Genomic DNA, 26117 nt, shown 5'->3' with positions numbered 1-26117 from the left:
AGCCCTTCCCCTGTATCCGAATAACTTAGATACAGGGGGAGGGCCGTCTCTCATTTTATGGTCTTTTATTTTTTCCTGCGTTTTCTTTTCCGCTTTGCTTCCAGTATCGCGATGATAATGATGACAACGAAAACAACTGCGGCTGAAACAGCGATGACAAGCTTCAGATTCCGGCTGTCCTTTTCCGCATTCTCCTGTTCCTTTGCCTTGTCCCTGTCTGCCTGCGCCGACTGGTCCGGCGTACTGCCTTCATTCTCAATCTTCTTGCTGTCGCTCTGGGCAGCACTTCCTCCTGAGAGCTTCTGGTACCCTTCTTCTGTAAGGGTCACGGCGGCGCTGCCTACGTTATCACCTTTATACGTGTATATGATTTTTCCAGAACGGATTCCCTGCTTTGTAAGGACGATTTCTTTATCCAGATCTGTGTACGCAACATCTTCAGGCAGAACCACGTATGCATCCTTATCATCAAAAGAGGATATCTCTTCCGCATCTTCGGCCCCGGCTACAGGAACCTTGTGGAAATTCTGGAAAACATAGTCGAACATTGCCCTTGTGTCTGTATAGGCATCCACTCCGTAGTCATAGAGAACAACTGCAGCCAGACGCATATCTCCGTTGTCAGCCATGGTGACCAGCGTCGTTTTAGCCTGATCAGTATATCCTGTTTTACCACCCTTGCAGTACTCATAGTAATAATAGTTTTCCGGCCAGAGCATTTTGTGGTTCTGTTGGAATACCCTCTCTTCCTTCGTCAGGTTTGTGGCGCCTATTTTATACTCCAGCGTTCCCATAATTTTCTTAAACTCATCCTGCTGATACACGGCAGATGCGATCAGGGCCATATCATGGGCCGATGTATAGTGGTTATCATCATGAAGCCCGTTTGGATTCACCCAGTGTGAATTTGTGCATCCCAGTTCTTCTGCCCTCGTATTCATCTTCTGGATAAAAGTCTCATAATCGCCGCCCAGCCGGTCGGCTCCCACACTCTCCGCGACTGCGTGGGAAACCTCATTTGCAGAGGCCAGCAGGACGCCATGAAGTGCATCTTCCAGACTTATTTCTTCGCCGGCCTTCATCCCGATCTGTGCATCATCCCACTGCAGAAAGGAAATGCTGTCCTCTGTAAATCTTACCTTATCCGTCAGTTCCGCATTCTCCAAAGCAACAAGCGTTGTCATCAGCTTGGTAATACTGGCGGGATAATGCTGTTTATCGGCCTGCTTTGCATACAGGACCGCACCGCTTTCCATGTCCATGACAACCGCCGAATCCGCATAAACCTGCGGACCGGACGGCCAGTTCTCCAATGCATTCGTATCGATCTCCCTGGCATAGGAATCCGTCTTCTCTTTTTCTTCTGCCGCGGCAAGTTCTTCTTCTGTCTTTTCCTGATTATCCGCATCCTCAGCCCATACCTGAACCGGCGCTGATGCCAGCAGGACAGACACCATAAGACTAAATAAAATACATTTTAACTTCATTGTTACCTCCCGCCATCTGTCAGATATCCTCTAACCGGCATTCTTACCGGCAGAGGATACCTATTCAAATCTTTTTATTACAAATATAGCTTAAGCTCATCTAACATAACCTGAATATCCAGCGGTTTTGCCAGATATCCATTCACGCCTGCCTCATATGCCATCCTCTTATCTTCCTCAAATGCATTTGCAGTCATCGCAAGAATCGGGATTGTTTTGGCCTCCTCCCTTGGTTCCTTTCGTATCTGCCTCGTCGCCTCTAAGCCATCCATGACAGGCATACGGATATCCATGAGTACGGCAAAATAGAATCCTTTCCCGGACTCTCTGAACCGCTCTACCGCCTCAGCGCCATTTTCTGCCGTGTCCACCTCGATATGGTTAATTTCCAGCAGAGATTTTGCAATCTCCCGGTTCAGTATATTATCTTCAACAAGAAGTACCCTCTGTCCGGAAAAACAATCTGGTTTTATGGAATCCAGAGCCTTGATTTTTTCATGATTTTTATCGATCTCTGCCAGTGCCCTTTCGATATTGGACTTAAACAGCGGTTTCGAAATAAAATAATCTGCACCGGCAGCCACTGCCTCTTCTTCTATTGTACTCCAGTCATACGCAGATATGATGATAATCGTTGTATCTCTGCCAACGATCTGCCGGATTCTCCTGGTTGTCTCAATCCCGTTCATGTCCGGCATCTTCCAGTCGATCATGGCAATCTCAAACGGTTTTCCTGCATCAGCAGACTCCTGTACATATGACACAGCTTCCATTCCTGATGCGGCCCAGACCGGATCTCCGCCGATCTCTGACAGAATAAGTACTGCCTGCTCACCTACAATCTGGTCATCATCTACAATCAGGACCCTTGTTCCCTGCATCAGGTCACTGCTGTCTGCATCAAAATCTTCCTCCTGCAGTTCCTTTGCAATGCCCAGAGGAATCGTGACAGTAAATTCCGTTCCCTTGTTCTTTTCACTTTTGACTTCAATATGGCCATTCATCAGTTGTACCATGTTGTAAACAATAGAGAGTCCCAGACCGCTTCCCACATTATTCCTCGCCGCCTCCTTGGACTCCTGCTCAAACGGCTCGTAGATGCGCTTCATGAATTCTTCTGACATCCCCACTCCGGTATCACGAACCACAAAACACATATATGCGGATTCCCGTGTTCTCTTCTTTTCATATACTTCCAGCTGGATTGTTCCGCCGCATCCGGTAAACTTCAATGCATTAGACAATAAATTCATAAGAATCTGCTTGATTCTAAGAGCGTCACCTAAATAATATTTCAAGATTGGCTCCTTATGATACATCTCAAACGTAATTCCTTTATCTACCGCCTGAGGATAAATTATGGAAATTAAATTTTCAAAAAATCCGGCAAACTCAAACTTCTCTTTTACAATTTCTATCTTCCCATTTTCTATCTTTGACATATCCAGAATATCATTGATCAGAGAGAGCAGGTATCTGGATGAGTCGTCAATCTTCTTAAAACAATCCATGACACGGACCGGATCATTGATCTTCAGCTGACCAATCGTACACATTCCGATGATTGCATTCATTGGCGTCCTGATGTCATGGCTCATTCTGGAAAGGAAATCCGACTTTGCATGATTGGCGGCCATGGCTGAAGACAGCGCATCACGCAGCAGCTGCTCCTGTCTAAGCTTTTCCGAACGCTGGTCATCAAGCACTTTCACCAGCTGGATTGCCAGTATATCCGTGCTGAACGGGTTGACAACAAAGATTACATGAAGGGACAGCCAGTGCTCCTTCCCATCATATCCCATCATCTGAAGTTCTATGTAATTCTCCTTTTTTCCTTCTGCATATCTCCTGAGCAGGTTTTCCCTGGAAAATTCATGTCTGTATTCATCTCTGAATGCCGGATTCACCAATTCAACCGAGTGAACCATTAATTCATCATAATTACCGCTGTTGTCATCGATGACTCCTTTCTGTTCCTCGATAAAACAGTTAAATTTACCCTGTGTCAGGTTCAGGCTCATAATCAGCGGGTAGGCAGTACAAGTTGCCGCCCTCAGAAAATGATTCTCAATCATCCTCTCTCTTTCCTGTGCCATCACCAGCGTAGTCATTTCTGTAATATCCGTAAATATGGCCTGTATAACCTCAATTCCGTCTACATTGACAATACGGTGCATAATCACGCTGATCCAGACACTGGTCCCGTCTGTTTTCCTGCTCTGGCGCGTATAGTTGACAGCTGGTCCGCCGGTCTTGAGACCTTCAATCATACCAATGATATTATCCTTATCATTTTTCAGGACAAGCTGGACAGGAGACTGTATCTTTGATCTGTAATCCTCTTCCGACTCAAACCCATAAAATTCCCACACCATTCTATTCAGACTCAGGATCTCGTACGGCTGTTCCGTCGTAAACTGCAGAATCCCACAGGGAACAGTATCATAAAGCTGTTGGAGGAATCTCGCCTGCCTGTCAGCTTCCGCCTCCTTTAGCACGAGCATATCCTGAAGTTTCTCATAGCTCTCTTTTGCCGACTCGATCGGAAACAGTTCGTCATCCTGTATTGCAGAGAAGTCTATTGAGTTATGAATATGTACAGACTCAAAACTATCTCCCTTTCTCCTGAATATGAAGGTTACACGCTGGTGGACATTCATAACCATTTTCGTTTCCGGTTTTGCCTCGATCCAGCTGTCTCCCTCACAGAGGTACAGGCCTTCTCCCAGCTCCAAAGTGACATACCTCTCCTCACTCATATTACACGGGATAAGGTCTTCCTTTTCTCTTCTGAATGCAGACGCAACGGCTTCTCTCCCTTCGGCTCTCTGCTTTTCCCCGCCGCCCATCCATACAATCTCCGGTGCAAAAGTAGAAATCAGGAAATCTACCTCTGAATCGCAAAAATAACTTCTCAATATCTTACTGGCAAATTCCTCTACCTCGCTTTTTAACACTGCATCCATTATTACAAATTCTCCTTACTTACAATAGTTCCAACCTGTTACTTCTCCGGTCACTACAAATTAAGTTACTGTGCACACCCTGTGGGCGCGCACAGTAACGGCATCTGCCCATTGAAAGTCGCCTTCGGCGAGGGGCAGATGCCCCGAAATCATCACTTTTTTGGCTCCGATGCCGTGCAGCAAAGTGCACGGCACGGTCTGAACAGTATCTAGATTAAACCTATTTTTTATTATACTATTATTTGGAAAAAAAGACACTACAAATCTTTTTTGCATTTTTGATTCTTCAAAATACATTTCTGTAGTATGATGATGAAAGAATTAGGGGCAGAAGGCCAAGAAATTTTTCGAGTGTTTCGACTAAAATGTAGTAAAGGGCTAACGAATATGCCTGAGGAAACAATCAAAAATTCCAGAGAACTGGAATTTTCCATATTTTGTATTGAAAATGTTGCCGCGAAGCTTGGTGTAGATGCGAAACTTGTTTATCGGGCATTTACAGAGAAAAGCAATATTCTCAATGATTATATCGTACCGGAATACGAAGTCCTGCACACGCAGAGCCGGGAATATATCGTCAATGACCTTCTTGATGTAATGAAAGAAAGGGGGATCAGAGTATGAAAGCAAATCCGATTTTACTTCAAAAAAAATATAGCCGTGTCATCGAATGCTTTGCAAAACGTCAAGGTATCTCATTGGATGCGGCGCTCGACTTCTTCTACAATTCTGAGGTCTATCCACTGATCCGGGATGGCGTCTCTGATATGCACTGTATGAGCGATGCATATCTTACGGAAGAATTAGAACAGGAATATGCGGCCAAAAGATAGGTTATCTGCTCCTATTATGACATTTAACCGTACTATAAGATAGAAAAAATATACCAATTAATAGAATGACACCATCTACCCTGACAATCCAGTCCGCCAGAGGCGCAAGGAATATATTTACCACCATAATGACTAACGCAATAATTAATACGATAATACTCACTAACTGCACTTTTTTCATAGCTTAACGCCTCCCTTTAATTCCATTTCATTATTTATTCTTACAAAACCATATTTTTCATACAATGATCTTCCCATATCCGTTGCTTCCAGAGAAATGGCAGTAATCCCTTTATTTTTAGCGTCTCTGACAAGCATATCCAGTGTTCTGTACGCAATTCCCTTTCTCCTGTACTCGGGTTTCGTGTACATGTTCATTATGTAAGCTTTGTTTCCACTTGGATTATGGTAAGTCGGCATTACCTGAAAATAACTGATACCACCAGCACCTGCAAAGTTGCCTTCATCAAAAATCAAATATGCTGTATGTGTTCCATCAGAAAGTGCTTTTTTATAATAATTATAGGACTGCTTTTCCACTTCACTCATATCAGTATCATCAGACAGTTTATTCGCTGCCCTTAATACTTCTGTTCTTGTTTTTGTTAAGATATCTATATCCTTAATTGATGCTCTTTTATATGTTAAATTCATTATTACTCTCCGGCAAATTTTCAGTACATTCCCCTCAGTATCAGCTGCTTTCAAGACTGTGAAATGCATGTACCTTATGAAAAGAATCCTTCATCCATATATATCACCACCTATGCTACAGGTACAAAATATCTCCTCTACTTCTCTCCTTTTTCTACAATCGGAACATATAAATCTTCAATCGAAATCCCCTTCTCCATCATCCACCCCGGAGAAACTATGTGAAACATCGGATATCTTTCCTCCCTGCCCTCTCCATTAACATATAAATCAAACTTATCACTTTTCTGAACCCAGTCGTTTATTTCCTGCCTTGTACTAAGCCAGTCTTCTGCACCATCCAGATCAGCATTCAGGCATGAGGCAGCCGCATAAAGGCCGGATGGCAGATCAACAATTTCATAATCAGTTATTTGCTGTAAATCTGCATTTGGAGGTAACGCATAAAACCATTCCCTCACATTCATTCTTTCGTTGTACCACATAAAATCTCTTGGGAACAATTCCCCTTTCAGGGATGCATGATATTCACTGAACCATTTGATAAACTTCTCGAATTTTTCTTTTGAAGAAAGCGGCCCGGAAAAAACCGCCTTGATTTTCGGTATCTCAATAATTCTAACAGACTGCATACTATAAACCTCACTTTCAATTTTTATTTTTTATTAATTATATATCCTCAGGAAACGGGGTCACCCTCTTCTTCTAAACCGACCGGTGATTTCACATCTACGCTGTTATTGATCAATGTTTTTCTAAATTCACTGGGGGAAATTCCCTTTATCTTTTTAAAGGCACGGTTAAATGAAGAAATACTTGAAAATCCCGAGTCGTAAGCAATATCAATCATGTGTGCTTTTGGATTCGAAATCAATGATTCCGCCATTTTGATACGCTCAGTCGTAAGAAAATCTATAAATGTCATATTCGTATATGTTTTGAACAGGTGCGAAAAATGGTATTTGCTAAACCCGATGTAACGGGAAATATCATCCAGAGTAAGGGATTTCGTACAGTTCTGTGATATATAAAGGCAGGCTTCCGCCATGAGCTTGAGAGACTTGTATTCCTCGTTAGTATCACTGGCAAACTCTTCTTTCTTATCATTAATACAGTATTGTCCAAACTTTACAAAAAACTCCAGCAGAAGTGAGTATATCCGGACTTCATTAAACAGAGCGTCGGAATAATATAGTTCGGGCAGTTCTTTTATTAAAAAAATCATTCTGTCAACATCGATATTCGAAGGGTCATATTTTATGCAATGATATTGGGAAAATACAGAAAAATTACTGTTAAATTCGCTCATAATCATCAGTAAATCGAGTGGAAACTGCACAAGAATAAATGCCTTCTCATCCACATGAATCAAAGAATGAAGGTCGCCCGGGTAGATGATAACCAGGTCATTAATCTTAAGCGTGTACTTGGTAAAATTAATTGTTACTTCATTATTATCATAGCAGCTTACAAGTATTTCGACAAAAGGATGCCAATGCATTGTATCAGAAAAAGTGGTATCGATTTTCTTTGATACAATAATTTTCTTCTTCTCTTCAAAATTCAACTCCTCAAAATAACTATTTGTCTGCATAATCGAACCATCCTTTACTGGTTATATAGATGAGTCTAGGTATATGGTTAGTTTATCATTTAGGATTGCAAATAGCAATATTTGATAAGTTTTAAAGAACAATATGCATACAAAATTAACAAAAATACGTAAAAACACATGATTTTTATGGACACAATATCAAGTCTGCTATAGGAACATAACAAAATATGCACATACGGTACACAAGTTTTTAAAAGAAATTTGTGAAAAAGTTAGATACTATATAAATAGAAAAACACATTGCAAAATGGTTTGTAGAAAATTCAGCAGAAAAGGAGAATGACTTTGAGAATATTTAAAATAGGCATCCTTGGTTCCGGAGTGATTAGCAGAACATACCTTGCCGATATAAAAGCATTTTATAAAAAGCTGGATGTCATTGCCTGTGCAGATATTAATATAGAACTTGCGCAGAAACTGGCATCGGAGTTTGATATAAAAAAGGCATACACCCCGGAAGAATTGTTAAACGATGATGAGGTTGAGATTATCATAAATCTAACGCCGCCGCAGTTCCACGTTGAACTGGGCAGACAGATCATAATGGCCGGAAAGCACCTTTTCAGTGAAAAACCATTTGCCCCCAGTCTGAAGGAAGCAAAGGAAGTTCTGGATCTGGCAAAGGCAAAGGGTGTCAAGGTCGGATGCGCACCGGATACTTTTCTTTCATCCGGGCTTCAGAGTCTGAGATATTACCTGGATGCGGGCCTGATCGGGAAGCCATTCTTTTTAACAGCAAACATGACAACCTTCGGTGTGGAAACATGGCATCCGAACCCAGTACCTTTTTATAAAAAGAACAGCGGCCCCCTGTTTGATATGGCGCCGTATTATCTCTCTGCAATCGTCTCACTGCTCGGTCCTATAGAAAGCATTGCCGCTTTTGATGCGAAAGCCGGCAGGACAAGGCACATCTATGTTGGGCCGCATGCGGGAACAGAGATCGAGACAGAGGTTCCAACCCATTATTCTTCTATATTAAGATTAAAGAGCGGCGTCGTTGTGAACCTCAACGTAAGCTTTGATATTTACGGTTCAAACCTTCCCATGTTTGAAATTTACGGAGATGGCGGCACACTCACCTATCCGGACCCGAACTACGGCGGCGGCACTCCAAGAGTATACCGGAAGGAACAGTATACGGATACGGTTTACCAAAAAACCGGGGAAGCTCTCACCAGAAAAGAAAAGTTCTATGAGCTTCCAGAGTTATATCCCAGAGTAAAAGATTATTCCAGGGGCATAGGGGTGCTCGACCTTGCTGATGCGATAGAGACAAACTCAGAAAACAGGGCAAATGGAACCTTAATTATGCATATTACCGAAGCAATAGAGGGAATAATGATTTCTTCTGAAATGGGTGAGTTTTACAAAATGAAAACTACCTGTGAAAGGCCAGAGCCTTTAAAACCAGGTGGATTTATAGATGAAATTTAATATTTAATTGGGTAAAACCCAGGAAGGAGACAGAACATGTCAGGAGTAATAGGAACAAAATTAGTAGCACAGGTAGGATTCATTGTAAAGGATGTCGAGGAGACAAAGAAGAAGTGGGCCGAATTTTTAGGTGTGGATGTCCCGGAGACACAGCCAATCGGAGATTATGAGGTTACAGGAACACAGTTTCAAGGTGAGCCTGCACCGAATGCCTATTGCTGGATGGCCTTCTTTGATGTTGGACCGGGACTGCAGCTTGAATTAATCCAGCCGAACGAGGAGCCTTCCACATGGAGAAACTACCTCGATGAAAAGGGTGAAGGAATCCACCACGTTGCATTTCAGGTAGAGGATTCAAAAACTGCCGTCGTAAATATGGAAGCAGCCGGCATGACACTGGTTCAAAGAGGTGTTTATGGTGATGGCAGCGGAGAATATAATTATTTCGATGCTCCGGACCTGAAATGTGTAGTTGAACTTCTCGAAAGTTATAATAAGTAATAACAGATACACGAACCGGAATAGAAAGGCGTGATATAAAACATGAGACTTGGGACATCTTCACCATTAGAGCACAGCAGCCCGAAGGACTGGGCTGTGAAGCATAAAACATTAGGTCTTGGATCTGTCAACTTTCCACTCTCTTACAAAGACGACGATGCACTTATCGATGCATATGTGAAAGAAGCAGAAAAAAATGATCTTATGATAGCAGAAGTTGGAGTCTGGCGCAATACACTGGATTTAGATAAAGACGCACGCAAAGAGGCTATAGAGTATACAATTGGCCAGTTGGAACTTGCGGACAGGATCGGCGCCCGCTGCTGTGTGAATATTATAGGGGCAAGAGGCCCCCGCTGGGATGGCGCCTATAAAGAGAATTTTTCGAAAGAAACATGGAAACTCGGTGTAAAGACAATTCAGGAGATTATAGATGCAGTTAATCCCACCAATACATATTTTACCATTGAGTCAATGCCATGGATGTTCCCAACCGGACCCGATGAATATATACAGCTGCTTGAATCTATAGACAGAGACCGGTTTGCTGTTCACATGGATATTTTTAACTGGATCACGACGCCGAGAAGATATTTTTTGAATGAAGAATTCATAAACGAGTGCTTTGAAAAGCTGGGCGAACATATCCGAAGCTGCCACCTGAAAGATGTCAGGATGGAGGAAAACTATACCCTGTTTTTCAGAGAAACGAATGTCGGTAACGGGGGGATAAACATCAGATACTTAATTGAAAAAGCATTATCCTTTGATGATAACATGCCGTTTATCATTGAGCATCTTAATACAGATGAAGAATATTTAAACAGTGTTTTGAAAGTAAAGACTCTAATGGCGCTTTGAGCGTTTATGGTATAGAGTAGGTATTAAACAAGTAAAAGGAGGAAAAGAAATGAAAAAAAGAAGAATTGCAGCAGCAGGCTTAGCAGCCTTAATGGTGATGACGTCAACTGTGCTCGCCGGGTGCGGCGGCAGCAAACCGAAAGAAGATACATCAACGGAAACATCAGGCGAAGTTGTCTGGTGGGGATGGACTCCGGGGTCACCGGCTAATGAAGAATATATTGCCGAGTTTAACAAAGAATATCCGGACATCAAGGTAACATGGAAACAGACTACAATCGATGATTATGATGCAGCTATTAAACCTGCCTTAGCTAATGGTGAGGGTGTTGATGCTTTTCAGGTTTCAGCGGGATCAGCAAACGGCGGGATTCAGGTATTCGGCGGACAGGCAATTGATTTAACTGATGCTGTTAAGGAAGCCTTAGGCGATGATTATGAGGATAAACTCAATGAGGCGTCTATTACAACCATGACGGTCGACGGGCAGCTGAAAGGACTGGGTGTTGGCAGTGTATATGCAGGAAATCTCTGGATCAATCAGGACCTTTTCGATAAATATAATGTAAAAATTCCTACTAACTATGACGAGTGGAAAGAAGCATGCCAGACCTTTAGAGATAATGGTATTGAAGGTTTCGTTCAGGGTGCAGGGCAGGGTGCATTTAACATGGATACCTTCCATGCAATCGCTGACAATGTAGAACCGGGTCTTTTTACCAAAGCAGCAAGGGGCGAAGCAGAGTGGACAGATGAATCCATCGTAAAAGCTCTGGAGTTGTGGAAAGGCTTATTCGACGACGGAATTATGCAAAAAGGTGCTCTTGGTATCCAGCAGTATCCAGAGGCAAACAATCTGTTTATGTCCCAGAAAGCAGCCATGGTTATGATGGGCTCCTGGTATACATCCAATACGCTGCCTGAAACGATGAAGGTTGCAATCGAGTCCGCAGCATCATCAGAAGAACCATTTACGATGATACCGATCGAATTCCCTGATATCGCAGGAACAGGAAATACAGGCTCCATGTTCGGCGATTTGGACTACTCAACAGCGGTATCTGCGACATCAGAAAACATCAAGGCAGCAACTACATTTGCCGTTTGGCTCGGAACTTCTGAAAGCGGACAGCAGATGATTGCTGACACACTGAACGTTGTTCCTTCACTGAAATCTATCACTCCAGATTGGGATAATGTAAAACTGGTAAATCCTGAGAAGCAGAATAACGAAATTAAAGATTATATTGAAAATGCTATGAACAGCGGAGATAACCCGCGCTTTGGAGCAATCAATGCAGATATGAATCAGGCAATGATGGATGTTCTGGCCGGCGTGGCAGGTGGGACAATGACTCCGGAAGACGGGGCTGCCCAGCTTGCAGCAACTCAGGCTGACAGTGAATAAGGGACCATATTTTGACAAGGGGGGCCGTTTTATGGCCCCCTGCCAGTTAGAACTGAGGAGATTTAAATATGAAAAAGAATAAAGCAAAAAAATCCAGTAAGATGAATGGACTCCCGTGGATTCTTCCGGCATTTATTTTTGTTGTAGGTATTATATATTATTCCATATTTTATACATTTGACCTGTCTACATTAAATTGGAATGGTCTTGACCCGATTCAGACAAAAGTAGGGATAAGCAATTATACGAAGGTGTTTTCTGACTGGGTTTTCTGGAAAGCTATTACAAACACAATTGTTTATTTTATCGTTACATTTTTAGTCCAGAATTTTTTAGGCTTTATATTTGCCGCAATTCTGCATACAAAAGTAAAGCTCGCCACACTACATAAGTGTTTGATTTTTATACCGACAATTCTGGCTCCTGCAACAATGGCACCGGTATTCAGACTTCTGTTTTCACCTCAGGGGCTTCTGCAGGATATATTTAACGTGTTCCATCTCGGTATCACTGTTGACTGGCTGTCGAAATCAAATTCAGCGCTGATTATCCTTATGATGATTGCTGTATGGCAGTTCACAGGAATGAGCTTCATTTTATATTATGCGGCAATGAGCCAGATTGATAAAGAAATGCTTGAGGCATCGCATCTGGACGGGGCAGGAAATATCAGAACGCTATTCAATATGGTACTTCCGAACTGCAAAGGCACTATCATTTCTTTAGCAATGCTTGGAATCATCGGAGCTTTAAAGACATTTGACATACCGTATCTGGTTACAACCGGCGGGCCGAATCATGCAACAGAATTTCTGGGTACCTATATTTACAGACAGGGGATCAGGCAGTCTCATCTTGGCTATGCAGCAGCAATATCAGTAGTGCTCCTTGTACTGGCAATCTGTGGCGCGCTGCTTATCAATAGGATGAATAAAGGGGAGGAGTCGTAAAATGTTTGAAGTTAGAAGTTTAAAAAACAAAGTTATTCTACAGATTATTCTGCTGCTGATGACAATACCTTATGCGATTCCACTCGTACAGATGTTTCTTGGTTCTCTTGGTGGAACAGGTTTTTCAAATTATAAGGCAGTATGGGACACAGGTGTAGTTCCGACCTATTTTAGAAATTCACTTATCATCACAGCAGGTGTCATTATACTGGTGTATATCTTCAGTATGACAGCCGGTTTTGGATTTGCAAAACTACATATATTTGGAAAAGAAGTATTTTTCTGGATGATTCTGATTGCGTTAACTTTACCGGAAGTCATTATGTTATCACCTTTATTTGTAACATTTCAGAAGATGCACATGTTTAATACCTTCTGGGCAGTCATTTTGCCAAGTGCTGCACTGCAGCTGCCGTTCTCAATTCTGCTTGCACGAAATTTTGCCACCGGAATTCCGGATGAATTGATGGAGGCAGCAAGAATTGACGGTGCGAATGTCCGTTCCATGTTTTGGTATATCATCCTCCCGCTTACCAAACCAATTGCATCTTCTATTATTGTTTTGACATTCATCAACGCATGGAATTCTTATCTCCTGCCGCTTCTGTTCCTGCAAAGCCCGAGCATGCAGACAGTAACACTGCTCCCACAGTATTTCCAGGGCGAGTTTACAAATGACCAGACTAAAATACTTGCGGCAGCCGTAATTACTGCAATCCCGGAGATTATTGTTTACCTGTCCATGCAGAAGAATTTTGAAAAGGGCATGAGTGCCGGAGCGTTAAAATAGTGAGGAAAACGATGGAAAATATAAAAAAAGAGTTTCTAACGAGCAGAGCATATTCTGCCCAGCTGGATGAAAAAATGCCGGAAACACATAGATGGGGTATACTGGGTGCGGGCTGGATTGCAGGCTGTTTTTCCGATCAGGTGATAAAGGCCGGCGGAAATATTGCCGCGGTTGGTTCGCGCAGCCTGGACAAGGCACAGGCATTTTTGCGTGAATTCCCGTCAATCAAAAAGGCGTATGGTTCCTATGAAGAGCTTATGCAGGATCCGGATATTGACGTGATTTATATTGCCACGCCCCATGCACAGCATTATGAATGGGCCATGAAGTGCCTGCAGCACAATAAGCCGGTTTTAGTTGAGAAGGCTTTTACACAAAATTACAAACAGGCAAAAGAAATATTCGAATTGGCAAAAGAGAAACAGCTTTTTGTTATGGAGGCGTACTGGACACGGTTTCTGCCCCATATTATCAAGGTAAAGGAGCTGATTGACAGCGGCAGTATAGGGGAGATCGTACAGATTATTGCGGACCATGGGAGCTGTATTCCCTTCGAACCGGAGAATCGTATGTATGCGCCCTGCCTTGCGGGCGGAGCACTTTTAGACCTGGGTGTATATCCGATTTCATTCACGCAGTTTTTGCTAGGAAATCCGACACGGATTCTTGCAGCCGGTTCTGCGGCACCAACAGGTGTAGACGCAAACGATGCGGTGATTCTGGAATATGAAAACGGTAAGGGTGCACTTGCAATGTTATCTTTTGGAACGCTTGCGGTATCCCCGGTCACTGCTTCGATCTGCGGGACAAAGGGAAGAATAGAAATAAAACGTCAGTTTTACAGGCCGTCAGATTTCACGGTTTACTATACTGACGGTTCCAAATTTGAGTATGTTTCAAAGACACATGAAGATGATAATGGCGGCCGTGACGGGCTTTTCGGAATGCATTTTGAAGCTGCAGAGGTACAGAGATGTCTCTTAGAAGGCAGGATAGAATCTGCAGTAATGCCCTGGGAAGATACCTTATCTGTCATGAAAATGATGGATGAAATCAGACGGCAGCTAGATTTCAAATATGAGGGAGAATAATAATGAAAATAATGAATCCGGTTCTTACAGGTTTTCACGGGGACCCGTCTATGATCAGAGTGGACGATACTTATTATATTGCGTCTTCCACATTCGAGTGGTTTCCCGGGGTCAGAGTTCATGAATCGAAAGATCTTGTACATTGGAATCTGACCACATCTATTCTGGACAGTGTAGAACTTCTTGACATGGAAGGCAATCCATGCTCCGGCGGTATCTGGGCGCCTGACCTGTCCTATGCTGACGGAAAGTTCTGGCTCGTCTACACAGATGTAAAAGTGGTAGAAGGTGCGTTTAAGGATATGTATAACTACCTTGTAACCGCAGAGGATATAAAAGGTCCCTGGAGCAGTCCCATTAAGCTGAACGGTGTTGGTTTTGACGCATCTCTTTTCCATGATGATGACGGGAAAAAATATCTTATCCAGCAGACATGGGATCACCGTGAATATAACAATCCCTTTAATGGACTGACCCTTACAGAATATGACGTGGTCAGCCAAAGGCTGAAACCAGAGACCGCAAAGACCGTATATGAAGGTACGAATGTAAAAACAGTTGAAGGACCGCATATCTATAAAATTAATGGATACTATTACATATTTGCAGCACAGGGTGGAACAATCTGGACACATCAGGAAGTTGTTGCCCGCTCAAAGAATCTGACCGGACCTTATGAAACAGAGCCGGACGGCCCATTCATAACCAACTTCGACACGCCCGACCATTATCTCCAGAAGCAGGGACATGGCTCCCTTGTTGAGACCCCTTCCGGAGAATGGTATTATGCTTCTCTTTGTGCAAGACCGCTCCATCATGCGACAGAAAATATTTATGATCCGAGAGGCTGGTGCCCGCTTGGCCGTGAAACAAGTATCCAGAAGGTTTATTGGGATGATGACCTTTGGCCGAGAGTCGAAGGCGGGCACGGCGGCCTGAAGGAAGTGGATGCCCCGAAGGATGCCATATATACGGAGGCACCTGAAACCAATGCCGTTTATGATGATTTTTCATCGGATAAGCTGAATGGTGAGTGGAACACACTGCGGGTACCTTTTTCTGGGAAAATGGGAAAGACTGGAGGCGGAAAACTTGAATTGATAGGCCGTGGCTCTCTTTCAAATAAATTCGACCCATCCTTTATTGCAAGAAGATGGAAAGATTTTGAGTTTGAGTCTGTGACAAAGGTAAAATTCAACCCCTGCGGCTATCAGGCAATGGCAGGTCTTGCAAATTATTACAACAGTGAGCACTGGTCCTGGATCTTCATTACAAAAGACGATGAAGGCAATAATGTGATTGAAGCTGCCGAGTGCGACAATGGCAGATACACTTCTGCCCTGAAAGAGAACGCTGTGAAAATTCCAGAAAATGCCGAATGGATATGGTTCAAGACAGTTGTCGACCATCTGGACTATTTTTATGAATATTCCTTCAACGGGGAAGATTGGAACAGAATACCTGTGAAATATGATGCCATGATTCTTTCTGATGATTATGTGAATTCCCATTACGGCGGCTTTTTTACAGGAGCATTCGTAGGTCTGGCCGCGGTTGATTATTCCGGCTATGAATCCAAAGCAGAGTTTGAATTCTTTGAGTATATCGTTTAGACACAGAAAGGTTCGGTAGAATTTTATGAATAAATTATTAGATAAAGAATTGTGTGTTGTTACAGGTGCTGCAAACGGGATCGGCAGGGCTATCGCAGAACGTTTTTTGAGCGAAGGCGCTGATTTGATTGTAGCTGATTATGATCTGGAAACCGCTAAAAAAGTATATGAGGGAAACAGTCAGGTTATCGATATTCTGAAGGTTGACGCAACCAAGGTAGAGGATCTGGAGAAAATAGCCGAGTCCGTAAAAAAAACAGGGCGTAAAGTCAAGGCAGTACTTCCGATTGTCGGAAACGGACCTCAAAACCCGATCCCGGAAATCACTCCGGAAGAGTTTCATCTGATTATGGATTTGAATGTTTTTTCTGCCTTTTTCACAGTACAGAAGCTTATTCCGTTTATGTCTAATAAATCCGCAATTGTCCTCATCTCATCCATTGCAGGTTTTCAGGGCGGGAAAAACGCCATCGTTTATAATGCGGCAAAAGCGGCGGTCAGATCCATGGCCCGTTCTTTCACAGGCGAGCTTGCCGAAAAGGGGATCCGGGCAAATGCAATAAGCCCCGGACCGACAGAGACACAAGGGTTCACGGACTTTGTACATGACAATGACGAGATACGGAACAATATCATTTCACAGCTCCCCATCGGTCATATCGGAAAACCCAGCGAAATCGCGGCAGTTGCATTATTCCTGGCATCCGATGAATCGTCTTATGTAACAGGTGCTGAAATCATAACGGACGGCGGTTTTACGAATAAATAGATCAGGTAAGCAAAGAAACAAGTAAATAATAACATATAACATGAGGGAGACAACAATGGCATTATCATCAACGAATATCGTTAAAGTAATTGTAGTGACAGACGATTTGGAAAAAACTGTTTCAGCATATAAAACACTGCTGGGAACCGGGAAAGGGCCGGAAGCGCAGGATGGAGAACACAAAGAGGTAAGAACACCTTTTACGAAGTATAAAGGTGCTGATATTACAGATACACCTATGAAAGTGGAGAGTGTTTTCAGTGATAACTTCTGGTTCGAAATTATCCAGCCTCTCGGAAACAATGATCCCTGGGCAGACTGGTTAAAAGAACACGGCACGTCAATCTGCTCCATCTGCCTGTTATCAGACGGCCCCCTTGAAAATGATGAAGAGACTGTAAAAAATGCAGGCTTCGAATCCATTTTTAAACAGGAAAAGGGGTATGAGGCTTACGAATATTTCAATACATCGGAGGCACTTGGCGTATTAGTCGAGGTGAAAGAACAGTATAAATAATATATAAGAAATAGCATCCTGTCACCACTGGATGCTATTTCTTATATATAAATATTTTCAAAATGGCTGCTATAATCGTCCTGCACCGCTTTTAGACATCCACTTCCCCCGCCAGAATTTTCTTATAATCCTCATAATTCTTTTTCAACAGCTCCGGCGTATTGAGCTCATAAGGACACCTCTTCTTACACTCCCCACAATTCAGACAATTCTCTATCTTCTTCATATTATCCTGCCACTGGGAACTTAACCAGTCAGCAGATGGAGCCCTTCGGATCATCTGTGACATCCTTGCGCAGTTATTGATTGGAATCTCAGCCGGACACGGCAAACAGTATCCACATCCACGACAGAAATCCCCTGTCAGCTCCAGTTTTTCCTTTTCAATAAATACAGTTATCTCCTCATCCAGAACCGGAGGATGCTCCATATATCCAAGCCACTCCTCCAACTCTTCCAGCTTCTGAATCCCCCATATCGGCAGTACATGGTCGAACTGGGACATAAACGCAAAAGCCGCGCGGGAGTTGTTAATCAGCCCTCCTGCCAGACCCTTCATGGCAATAAATCCCATTTTCTGTTCTTTACACATATCAACCAACTCCAGCTCCTTGTCAATAGAAAGATAGCTGAGCGGATACTGCATTGTCTCATAGAGTCCCGACTTTACACACTCCCTTGCCACTTCAAGCTTATGGGAAGTTACGCCAATATGGAGTATTTTTCCCTGCTCCTTCGCCTTCTGCATACATTCATACATGCCAGTCCCGTCCCCTGGCCGGTAACAAGTATCCACACAATGAAACTGGTAGATATCTATGTAGTCCGTCTGAAGCATCCGAAGCGATTCCTCAAGATCACACCAAAACGCCTCCGGTGTCCTCGCCATTGTCTTACTGGCAAGAAAAATCTTATCTCTAACCTCCCCGAGCGCCTTACCAATCTTCTGCTCACTATCACTATAGGCTCTGGCAGTATCAAAAAAAGTCATTCCGCCCTCATAGGCCCTTCTCAAAATCAAAGACGCCATCTCCATGTCCACCCTCTGAACAGGCAAGGCGCCAAAAGCATTCTGTGGCACAGTAATGCCCGTCGTACCTAACGTAATCCGCTTCACAAATATACCTCCTTACAATCTAATCTATATTAATATTAATTATACATGGTTTTCAAATGATTACAATTGCTTTAGTTTTACATGACTGATATACTTTCAGACTATTTTGTAGTGACACATATAGATGAAGAACGGAATGTTGTCTTTGTGGCTTTTGAAATTTATCAAGCTAACCTCATATATAAAAGTGGATATGGATTACCTTGTTCATCACATTCTGTTCTTTTATAAACTTCAAATCCCATGTATTCATAGAAACCTTTAGCAAGAGGATTTTGTTCATTAACGGCTAAATCATTAACCGAATATTTATCTATTCCATATTTAAGCAGTTCTTTACCAATTCCTTTCCTTCTTTCCTCATGAGAAATAAAAAGCATTTCAAGGTGTTGTTCTACAATACCCATAAAACCAACTGGAACTTGATTTTCGTTTTCAACAATAATTAATTGGGGGATCTCATTAAGTGCTTGTGGTACATACTTCTTAATGTCTTCTATTTCACTAACCGATAGAAAGAGATGTGTTGCCTTTACAGAACTTTCCCACACTTTTAATAACTGCTCTATCAGCGAATTTCTGTCTGTTACTTCAATAATTTTCATTTTATATACCCCCATCAAATTGAAAGTCGTTTTTTAAATTATATTACGCATCCACAATTTTTTTCTTTAGGGGTTGCCCCCTATTATTCCCAAACAAAAAAGCCGAAGCCCTTTATTTTCCAAGGTATCTCCGACTTTTTCCATTAGCGTTCCTGAGCGGATTCGAACCGCTGGCCTTCCGCTTAGGAGATGGTTTTCCAGGTATAAAGCAGCTTCCTTATAAGTTTAACTAATCCCTTTATATCCCTGCTGTTACCCAAAGACAAATATATTCTCTCACTCCCCGTTTGCCTCCGTCAAACTTGAAGTGGCTATTTGCGGTTTAAAGCATTATTCCTCCATTTCCAATTCTAACCGCTGCAATATGTCTTTGACAATTCCTACATCTTGAATAAGGTTAATGCCAAAACATTTTTTGCCTGCATCTTTTAATGATGCTCCCACATGATAAGCTTTTTCTCTGTCAATGATTAAGAAACGGTCATGGAACACATTTGTATATTTCACATTCAATGTCGGATATTGTGCATTAAAATTCTGCATATCTGTTTTCGTAAGCCGCGTCCGTTTCTGCGTGTAAATAGTCACAGCCACATTTTCTTTTTTCTTGGAAAACAAATTCAATGTTTCCACATCTACATATCCGTCTATAAGTGCAATTTCTTTTTCTGCCTTTTGTATCAAACTGACAATCAGGCTAAACGCATCATAAATCTGTCCATCAAAAAATATCTTCTGGCTTGCTTCTTCATGCTCAGATATGTATTCAAATATCTGCTCCAGCTTTTCATCCGTCCGCTTCTGATATTCCAACTGCTTTAGTTCTACATGACTGATACGCTCAAAAAGCAGAGAATTATTGGCAATGAATTGCCGCATTTCCACAAAAGCATCCATAATATTGATACTAATCTGTACTGCTATATCACTACGCAAAACAGCAGATAGCATAGCAATTCCTTGTTCAGTAAACACATAAGGAAGCGTACGTCTGCCACCATGACCACTTTCTTCATTGCTTGAAATCACAAATTGTGATTTCAAGTTTTCATATTCACTTTCAGATAATTGAAAACGAAATTTTTCTGGAAATCGTGCCATGTTTCTTTTTACGGCTTGATTCAACGTCCTCGTTTCCACTTGATATAACATTGCTAAATCGCTGTCTATCATCACTTGCTGATTGCGAACCACATATATAAAATTTTTTATATCAGATTGAGCTGATTCTACAGTTGATATCTGTATATTTTCATCTGCTTCTGCCAAAGTGGTCTGTTCTGTTTTTACCATACATTTAATCCTTTCTTAAACTTGAAATTGCAAATTGAATCCTCAAGTTAGTATTTTTCTATACTTGAAATCACAAATTGCAACCTTAAAACTTTTTTCTTACAATTCCATTGTACCATTTTACAGGCTTTTTAACACATAAATCCACATAGAAAAGGTTAATCTTTTGGGACAATTACGTGCTGCTAAATAATATTGATTGTAAAAATTTTTTATTTCAAATTTTCTTCCCTCTGTTTATTTTTCTAATATTGCTTGATATTTATTTTCTTCTTTAGGCGTTAACTTAGCCAAGCACTTATTATAAACGGAAGCAGTAGTAAGTTTAACTATGCATAAATAGGAACTGATATCATTATAAACAAGAAAAAAGATAACAACATTCGCATTTTAAATTACAGCATTTTTAACTGCTTTTTTCTCCAATTAGCAAAAACGGTATTTGCATTATCAAATCTCTCACCCCCCAATTATTCCAAACAAAAAAGCCGAAGCCCTTTATTTTCCAAGGTATCTCCGACTTTTTTCATTAGCGTTCCTGAGCGGATTCGAACCGCTGGCCTTCCGCTTAGGAGGCGGACGCTCTATCCTGCTGAGCTACAGAAACTTATAAAACTTTATTTACTTATTTCCTGAACACAACTATTAATATAACATGAAACTCAAATTTTCTCAACTTTTTTCGGGAAGAATTTTAGAAGAATTTTAAATTTTATAGTTATGAAACTTTATATATTTCCTATACTTCTTTCATTCTTCCCGTTTTATTTAAAAATTAATATATCCCTGCAGCCATATAGTACCTTTAAAACGTCTGCCGATCTCTGGTTCCCCCATTACCTCGTTTGCAGGAACACAGATATCAAACTGCAGCTCATTCACATCGAGTTTCATCTGATATAAAGGTTCTTTTGTCAGGATATTCTCCCGCTTTCTTACGGCCAGTATCTCGCCCATGATTGAGTACAGGTCACATTCCACACCATAAGGCATAAAATATGTATCAACGATGGTGAAGATATCCTCTTTCATAAGACGTCTCGATACCTTTGAGTATGTATCGATATCATCAAGCGTCAGTGTCTCGATTGCAGTCGGGTCACCGCTTCTTGCTGCATCAAGCAGCAGTTTTCTGTTATCGGATGCCTCCCTCTCCGTCTTAACCTGTTCCTCACTCTTTCTCACAGGAAAAAGTATCTTTCCTGACAATGCGAGCCCTGAAAACGTAACTGAGGTCGCCATGCCGTTCACGAGTCCCAGCTGGCGCTCCCTCATATACTCAATTCCATTCTGGAGATGGAAGATCAGGCTGATGCCGACTTTCGGGTCTTCACAGATACCTACATACTGTTCCTTTTCAATTCTTTTGTCTACGGCTACATCTGCATAAGTAGTGATTCCGCTTCCTTCAAAATATGGAAAGTAATAATCTGCATCAAAATTCTCTTCTTCATCTAGTTCCCCGCAGATTGTAATACCTACATTCTGCCCGTATTCCTTCTGGAACTCACAGTAATCTGCCCAATCCTTATATGACACAATTGTCTGATGCGTAAAATTAGTTTCTACCTGTTTCAGAAGTTCTTTTAAATCATTCTTTGTCTTCAAGTTATTGAAACCAATTGCTTTTAGGTATTGATGCATAATGTTCTCCAAATCTATTTCTTTTTTACAGCAATTTCAGTATTTCCGCCCATATATGGCTGAAGTGCTTCCGGTATCTTTACAGAACCATCTGCCTGGAGATTATTTTCAAGAAAAGCAATCAACATTCTCGGCGGCGCCACTACTGTATTATTTAGTGTATGCGCAAAATATTTGCCATCTGCACCTTTTACTCTGATTCCCAGTCTTCTTGCCTGAGCATCCCCGAGGTTAGAGCAGCTTCCTACTTCAAAATATTTTTTCTGTCTCGGTGACCAAGCTTCAACATCTACTGATTTCACTTTCAGGTCTGCCAGATCTCCTGAGCAGCACTCTAACGTACGGACAGGGATATCCAGTGAACGGAACAGATCTACCGTGTTCTGCCACAACTTATCATACCACTGCATACTCTCTTCCGGTTTGCAGACAACGATCATTTCCTGCTTTTCAAATTGATGGATGCGGTATACACCTCTCTCTTCTATTCCGTGTGCACCTTTTTCTTTTCTAAAACATGGTGAATAGCTTGTCAGTGTCTGGGGAAGTTCCTCTTCAGTCAGCTGTGTATCAATAAATTTACCGATCATGGAATGTTCACTTGTACCGATCAGATACAGGTCTTCACCCTCGATCTTATACATCATGGCATCCATTTCTGCAAAACTCATAACGCCTGTTACGACATTGCTTCTGATCATGAAAGGCGGTACACAATATGTGAATCCTCTGTTAATCATGAAGTCTCTTGCATATGAGATTACAGCGGAATGAAGGCGCGCTATATCCCCCATCAGATAGTAGAATCCATTTCCGGCAACTCTTCTCGCGCTGTCCAGATCAATTCCGTTAAACTTCTCCATGATCTCAGTATGATATGGAATCTCAAAGTCCGGTACTACAGGCTCGCCGTACCTTTCTATTTCTACATTTTCACTGTCGTCTTTTCCTATTGGAACAGATGGATCAATGATATTCGGTATAATCATCATCTTCTGTTTGATGTTTTCTTCTACTTCTTTTTCCTCTGCAGAAAGTGTTTCTATTCTGTCAGCATTTTCAGCAATCTGCTTTTTAACAGCTTCTGCCTCTTCCTTTTTTCCCTGACCCATGAGGGCGCCAATCTGTTTGGAAATCTTATTCTTCTCTGCACGCAGTGCTTCTACTTCCTGTTTAATCTCCCGGTTTCTCTTATCCAGCTCGAGTACTTCATCAACTAATGGGAGCTTTGAATCCTGAAACTTATTTCTGATGTTCTGCTTTACCTCTTCTGGATTGTTTCTTACAAATTTAATGTCTAACATAGTATCCTCCTCAATTTTATATATCCTTTATACTGATCTTTTATGAATAACTATACATGAAAAACTGTTTGTAAACAACTTTTTTACAGACCACGCTCCAGATCTGTTTTCAAGCCATAGGCATCCTGATAGATTGCTCTTTCCAAAGATTCTACTTCTTCTTCCGCAAGCTCTATATAACTCTGCCCTTTTACAATTTCTTTAATATAGGTATAACAGCCTTCTCTGCTGTGCATTGCATTCAAAATCCACCCGTTATCTTCCTCATCCAGCATTGTCAGGGCAAAACTCAAATTTCCTCCCATTTCATGAAATGCATCGTATTTTACAATACCTATCTTTTGGTAATGAGATTTCATTTTCTTATAAATATCACTAATATTCTGCTCGTTTTTCTTGGCCAGTTCAGTAACCTCGTCGAGTTCGGCAAACCTTGCCAGTATGCTTTCCTCTAAATTCTTCCCATCTTTCCCTTTCATAAACGAATTATAGCTTACTTTCAGGCGGTTATATTTCATATTTACACTGATAAGCAGTATAAACAGCAGAACCTGAATCAAAAATAGTAATATTATAAAATATGCCGGATCTATTCCAAGGCTGGTTAATAAACTATTTTCCATTATTATATCTCCTTCTTAATTATTCACGCTGACTCTCCTCTACTCATATTCTCCCCATTTTGCAGTGCCTTATTTTGATCCGATTTGAATTTACTAATTATCTTTGATAGACATAATTAGATCGAATATACGTTCGAGTTCATCTTCTGAGTAATATTCAATCTCTATTTTCCCTTTTCCGTTCGTCTTCGGACTGACATTTACCTTTGTACCGATTATGCTCTTCATTTTCTCTTCCAGATTATCATAGATAAATGTATGCTCTGGTTTTTCCGGCTTTTGTACCTTTTTAGGATTTTTCAATGCCTTTACAAGCTTTTCAGTCTCTCTTACGCTAAGCTTTTCATCAAATATTTTATTTGCTATTGCATACTGCTGTTCTTCCTCATCAATTGCAAGGAGTGCACGGGCATGTCCGGTTGTAATCATGTCATCTACGATCATCTGCTGTACTCTTGCACTAAGTTTTAAAAGTCGCATAGAGTTTGTAACTGCAGTTCTGCTTTTAGATACTCTTTCTGCAACTTCATCCTGCTTTAGGCTGAATTCTTCCAGCAGCCGCTTATATGCCATGGCTTCTTCTATCGGGTTAAGGTTTTCTCTCTGTATGTTTTCAATCAGGGATATCTCTACGATTTCCTGATCTGTATATGTTTTAATCACTACAGGCACTTCTTTTATTCCGGCCAGCTTTGCCGCTCTCCACCGTCTCTCACCGGCGATAATTTCATAATAATCCTTTTTTTTCTGGACTAAAAGCGGCTGAAGTATGCCAAATTGCTTGATAGAATCAGCCAGTTCAAGCAATGCATCTTCATCAAATTCTTTACGCGGCTGGTCCCTGTTTGGCTCAACCTGATTAATCTTCACCAGTATTTCGCCGGATTCACTTACTTTTTCATTGCTATTTTTCTCTGCATCCGCCTTGTTTAAAGTATTACCCGGCTTCTTAGCCGCCTTATCACTTCTATCAGGAATCAGACTATCCAGACCTTTTCCGAGACCATTTCTTTTTACTGCCATATTATTCTTCTCCTTTATGTATTACTTCGTCTGCTAACAACATATAACTCTCTGCCCCTGCAGATTTAGGATCATATAAATTAATAGGCATACCATAACTTGGAGCCTCTGCTAAACGAATATTTCTCGGTATAATTGTCTTATATATATTCTGTTCCAGGTTGTCCTTAACATTTTCTACAACTTGCAGTGATAAATTTGTCCTGGCATCATACATTGTAAAGACAACACCCTCTATTTCTAGTGTGGGATTCAGTCTTTCCTGAACCAGCTCAATCGTATGAATGAGCTGACTTAAACCTTCCAATGCGTAATATTCACATTGAATCGGAACAAGAACCGAATCAGCTGTTGTCATCGCATTTATAGTAAGCATGCTCAATGCAGGAGGACAATCAATAATAACAAAATCATAGTTGTCCTTTACCTTATTTATCTCATTTTTTATGATGTATTCTTTATTATCAACGCCGATCAATTCGATCTCTGCTGCTGACAAGTCAATATTAGATGGGAGAACGTCCAAATTTTCAAAAACGTCTTTGCAAATGCATTCTTCAATGCCGGCATTTCCTATAATCAGGTCATATACACTATTTTCAACCTCATTTTTATTCACACTAAGTCCACTGGTCATATTTCCCTGAGGGTCCATATCCAGAGCCAGAACCTTCTTACCGCAGCTGGCCAGTGAGGCTGATAAATTAATAGCTGTAGTAGTCTTCCCTACACCGCCTTTTTGGTTTGCTATTGCTATAATTCTTCCCATTTTAATACTCCTTTCATTGAACACCTCATTATTATATCACCTTTTAAAGCGTATATCTACCTAATGTTTCACGTGAAACATAGAATTTTATATAAACATTTGTAAATTTATTAGGAAGTTTTATACTGAAAATGGATCGGTCAAAAAAACAGATTCATCTTTGACTTTTTGGTTATGTAAATAAATGTTTCACGTGAAACATTTAGACTTTATTTTAGTGAAACTACTGTATTTAAATTTTGCATAT

25 protein-coding genes and 1 tRNA gene are annotated in these 26117 nt (G+C 41.3%); 12 read left to right on the top strand and 14 right to left on the bottom strand.

Translation table 11 applies throughout. The annotated features are described in order from the left end of the window. Positions 1 to 65: 65 nt before the first annotated feature. Both A8806_RS21860 and A8806_RS21855 read right to left on the bottom strand, forming a co-directional pair. Entirely contained in the window at positions 66 to 1487 is a 1422-nt protein-coding gene (locus A8806_RS21860) for a D-alanyl-D-alanine carboxypeptidase family protein (RefSeq protein WP_109733299.1), read from the bottom strand. A gap of 77 nt (positions 1488 to 1564) precedes the next feature. Then, complete coding sequence (locus tag A8806_RS21855) at positions 1565 to 4453, bottom strand: response regulator (RefSeq protein ID WP_109733298.1); 2889 nt, start codon at positions 4451 to 4453, stop codon at positions 1565 to 1567. 387 nt (positions 4454 to 4840) lie between these two features. On the opposite strand from A8806_RS21855, the gene A8806_RS21845 reads away from it, so the two are divergent. Next, positions 4841 to 5077, top strand: coding sequence for a DUF3791 domain-containing protein (locus A8806_RS21845; protein ID WP_109733296.1), 237 nt, complete (start codon positions 4841 to 4843; stop codon positions 5075 to 5077). Further along, a complete protein-coding gene (locus tag A8806_RS21840; protein WP_109733295.1) occupies positions 5074 to 5286 on the top strand; it encodes a DUF3791 domain-containing protein in 213 nt (70 codons plus the stop codon). Before A8806_RS21845 ends, A8806_RS21840 begins: the two co-directional genes overlap by 4 nt. A 177-nt stretch (positions 5287 to 5463) precedes the next feature. Here A8806_RS21840 and A8806_RS21830 read toward each other — a convergent pair whose 3' ends face one another. From A8806_RS21830 to A8806_RS21820, 3 genes are all read right to left on the bottom strand, one after another. Continuing rightward, entirely contained in the window at positions 5464 to 5940 is a 477-nt protein-coding gene (locus A8806_RS21830; RefSeq protein WP_109733293.1) for a GNAT family N-acetyltransferase, read from the bottom strand. A 137-nt stretch (positions 5941 to 6077) separates the two neighbouring features. After that, positions 6078 to 6572, bottom strand: a complete 495-nt coding sequence (locus A8806_RS21825; protein ID WP_109733292.1) for a transcriptional regulator — start codon at positions 6570 to 6572, stop codon at positions 6078 to 6080. A gap of 47 nt (positions 6573 to 6619) precedes the next feature. After that, positions 6620 to 7534, bottom strand: a complete 915-nt coding sequence (locus A8806_RS21820) for a helix-turn-helix domain-containing protein (protein ID WP_109733291.1) — start codon at positions 7532 to 7534, stop codon at positions 6620 to 6622. 306 nt (positions 7535 to 7840) lie between these two features. Between A8806_RS21820 and A8806_RS21815 the strand changes: the two genes are divergently transcribed. From A8806_RS21815 to A8806_RS21770, 10 genes are all read left to right on the top strand, one after another. Further along, a complete protein-coding gene (locus A8806_RS21815; RefSeq protein ID WP_242996224.1) occupies positions 7841 to 8992 on the top strand; it encodes a Gfo/Idh/MocA family protein in 1152 nt (383 codons plus the stop codon). 36 nt (positions 8993 to 9028) lie between these two features. After that, positions 9029 to 9493, top strand: coding sequence for a VOC family protein (locus A8806_RS21810; RefSeq protein ID WP_109733290.1), 465 nt, complete (start codon positions 9029 to 9031; stop codon positions 9491 to 9493). 42 nt (positions 9494 to 9535) lie between these two features. Then, positions 9536 to 10354, top strand: coding sequence for a sugar phosphate isomerase/epimerase family protein (locus A8806_RS21805; protein ID WP_109733289.1), 819 nt, complete (start codon positions 9536 to 9538; stop codon positions 10352 to 10354). A 49-nt stretch (positions 10355 to 10403) separates the two neighbouring features. Continuing rightward, on the top strand, positions 10404 to 11762 hold the full coding sequence (locus A8806_RS21800) for an ABC transporter substrate-binding protein (protein WP_109733288.1): 1359 nt from the start codon (positions 10404 to 10406) through the stop codon (positions 11760 to 11762). 68 nt (positions 11763 to 11830) lie between these two features. Further along, positions 11831 to 12712 carry a carbohydrate ABC transporter permease gene (locus A8806_RS21795; RefSeq protein ID WP_109733287.1) on the top strand — a complete coding sequence of 294 codons (882 nt, stop codon included), beginning with the start codon at positions 11831 to 11833 and terminating at the stop codon, positions 12710 to 12712. A gap of 1 nt (position 12713) precedes the next feature. After that, a complete protein-coding gene (locus A8806_RS21790; protein ID WP_109733286.1) occupies positions 12714 to 13502 on the top strand; it encodes a carbohydrate ABC transporter permease in 789 nt (262 codons plus the stop codon). Positions 13503 to 13513: 11 nt separating this feature from the next. Further along, complete coding sequence (locus A8806_RS21785; RefSeq protein ID WP_109733285.1) at positions 13514 to 14593, top strand: Gfo/Idh/MocA family protein; 1080 nt, start codon at positions 13514 to 13516, stop codon at positions 14591 to 14593. A gap of 2 nt (positions 14594 to 14595) precedes the next feature. Then, on the top strand, positions 14596 to 16206 hold the full coding sequence (locus A8806_RS21780) for a glycoside hydrolase family 43 protein (RefSeq protein ID WP_109733284.1): 1611 nt from the start codon (positions 14596 to 14598) through the stop codon (positions 16204 to 16206). A 25-nt stretch (positions 16207 to 16231) separates the two neighbouring features. Beyond that, complete coding sequence (locus A8806_RS21775) at positions 16232 to 16975, top strand: SDR family NAD(P)-dependent oxidoreductase (RefSeq protein ID WP_109733283.1); 744 nt, start codon at positions 16232 to 16234, stop codon at positions 16973 to 16975. A 55-nt stretch (positions 16976 to 17030) separates the two neighbouring features. Then, entirely contained in the window at positions 17031 to 17492 is a 462-nt protein-coding gene (locus tag A8806_RS21770) for a VOC family protein (protein WP_181368821.1), read from the top strand. A 91-nt stretch (positions 17493 to 17583) separates the two neighbouring features. Here the strand turns inward: A8806_RS21770 and A8806_RS21765 are convergent, their stop codons facing one another. The 9 genes from A8806_RS21765 to A8806_RS21725 all read right to left on the bottom strand — a co-directional run bounded on the left by A8806_RS21765 (position 17584) and on the right by A8806_RS21725 (position 25870). After that, a complete protein-coding gene (locus tag A8806_RS21765) occupies positions 17584 to 18609 on the bottom strand; it encodes an aldo/keto reductase (RefSeq protein ID WP_109733281.1) in 1026 nt (341 codons plus the stop codon). A 164-nt stretch (positions 18610 to 18773) separates the two neighbouring features. After that, positions 18774 to 19214, bottom strand: coding sequence for a GNAT family N-acetyltransferase (locus tag A8806_RS21760; RefSeq protein ID WP_109733280.1), 441 nt, complete (start codon positions 19212 to 19214; stop codon positions 18774 to 18776). A 330-nt stretch (positions 19215 to 19544) separates the two neighbouring features. Beyond that, positions 19545 to 20507 carry an ORF6N domain-containing protein gene (locus A8806_RS21755; protein WP_109733279.1) on the bottom strand — a complete coding sequence of 321 codons (963 nt, stop codon included), beginning with the start codon at positions 20505 to 20507 and terminating at the stop codon, positions 19545 to 19547. Between the two features lie 533 nt (positions 20508 to 21040). Further along, positions 21041 to 21114, bottom strand: a tRNA-Arg gene (locus A8806_RS21750). 161 nt (positions 21115 to 21275) lie between these two features. Next, positions 21276 to 22151, bottom strand: coding sequence for a DUF3881 family protein (locus tag A8806_RS21745; protein ID WP_109733278.1), 876 nt, complete (start codon positions 22149 to 22151; stop codon positions 21276 to 21278). 14 nt (positions 22152 to 22165) lie between these two features. Continuing rightward, positions 22166 to 23455, bottom strand: coding sequence for a serine--tRNA ligase (gene serS, locus A8806_RS21740; protein WP_109733277.1), 1290 nt, complete (start codon positions 23453 to 23455; stop codon positions 22166 to 22168). Between the two features lie 83 nt (positions 23456 to 23538). After that, positions 23539 to 24078: a DUF4446 family protein gene (locus A8806_RS21735; protein ID WP_109733276.1), complete on the bottom strand. Its 540-nt coding sequence runs from the start codon at positions 24076 to 24078 to the stop codon at positions 23539 to 23541. A 93-nt stretch (positions 24079 to 24171) separates the two neighbouring features. After that, positions 24172 to 25101 (bottom strand): ParB/RepB/Spo0J family partition protein, encoded by a 930-nt coding sequence (locus A8806_RS21730; RefSeq protein ID WP_109733275.1) that lies wholly within the window; start codon positions 25099 to 25101, stop codon positions 24172 to 24174. Between the two features lies 1 nt (position 25102). After that, positions 25103 to 25870: a ParA family protein gene (locus tag A8806_RS21725; protein ID WP_109733274.1), complete on the bottom strand. Its 768-nt coding sequence runs from the start codon at positions 25868 to 25870 to the stop codon at positions 25103 to 25105. Positions 25871 to 26117: the final 247 nt, after the last annotated feature.

The sequence above is a fragment of the Faecalicatena orotica genome, assembly GCF_003149245.1.
GTDB lineage: Bacteria > Bacillota > Clostridia > Lachnospirales > Lachnospiraceae > Faecalicatena_A > Faecalicatena_A orotica.
This window is presented reverse-complemented; position numbering and strand designations above follow the sequence as displayed.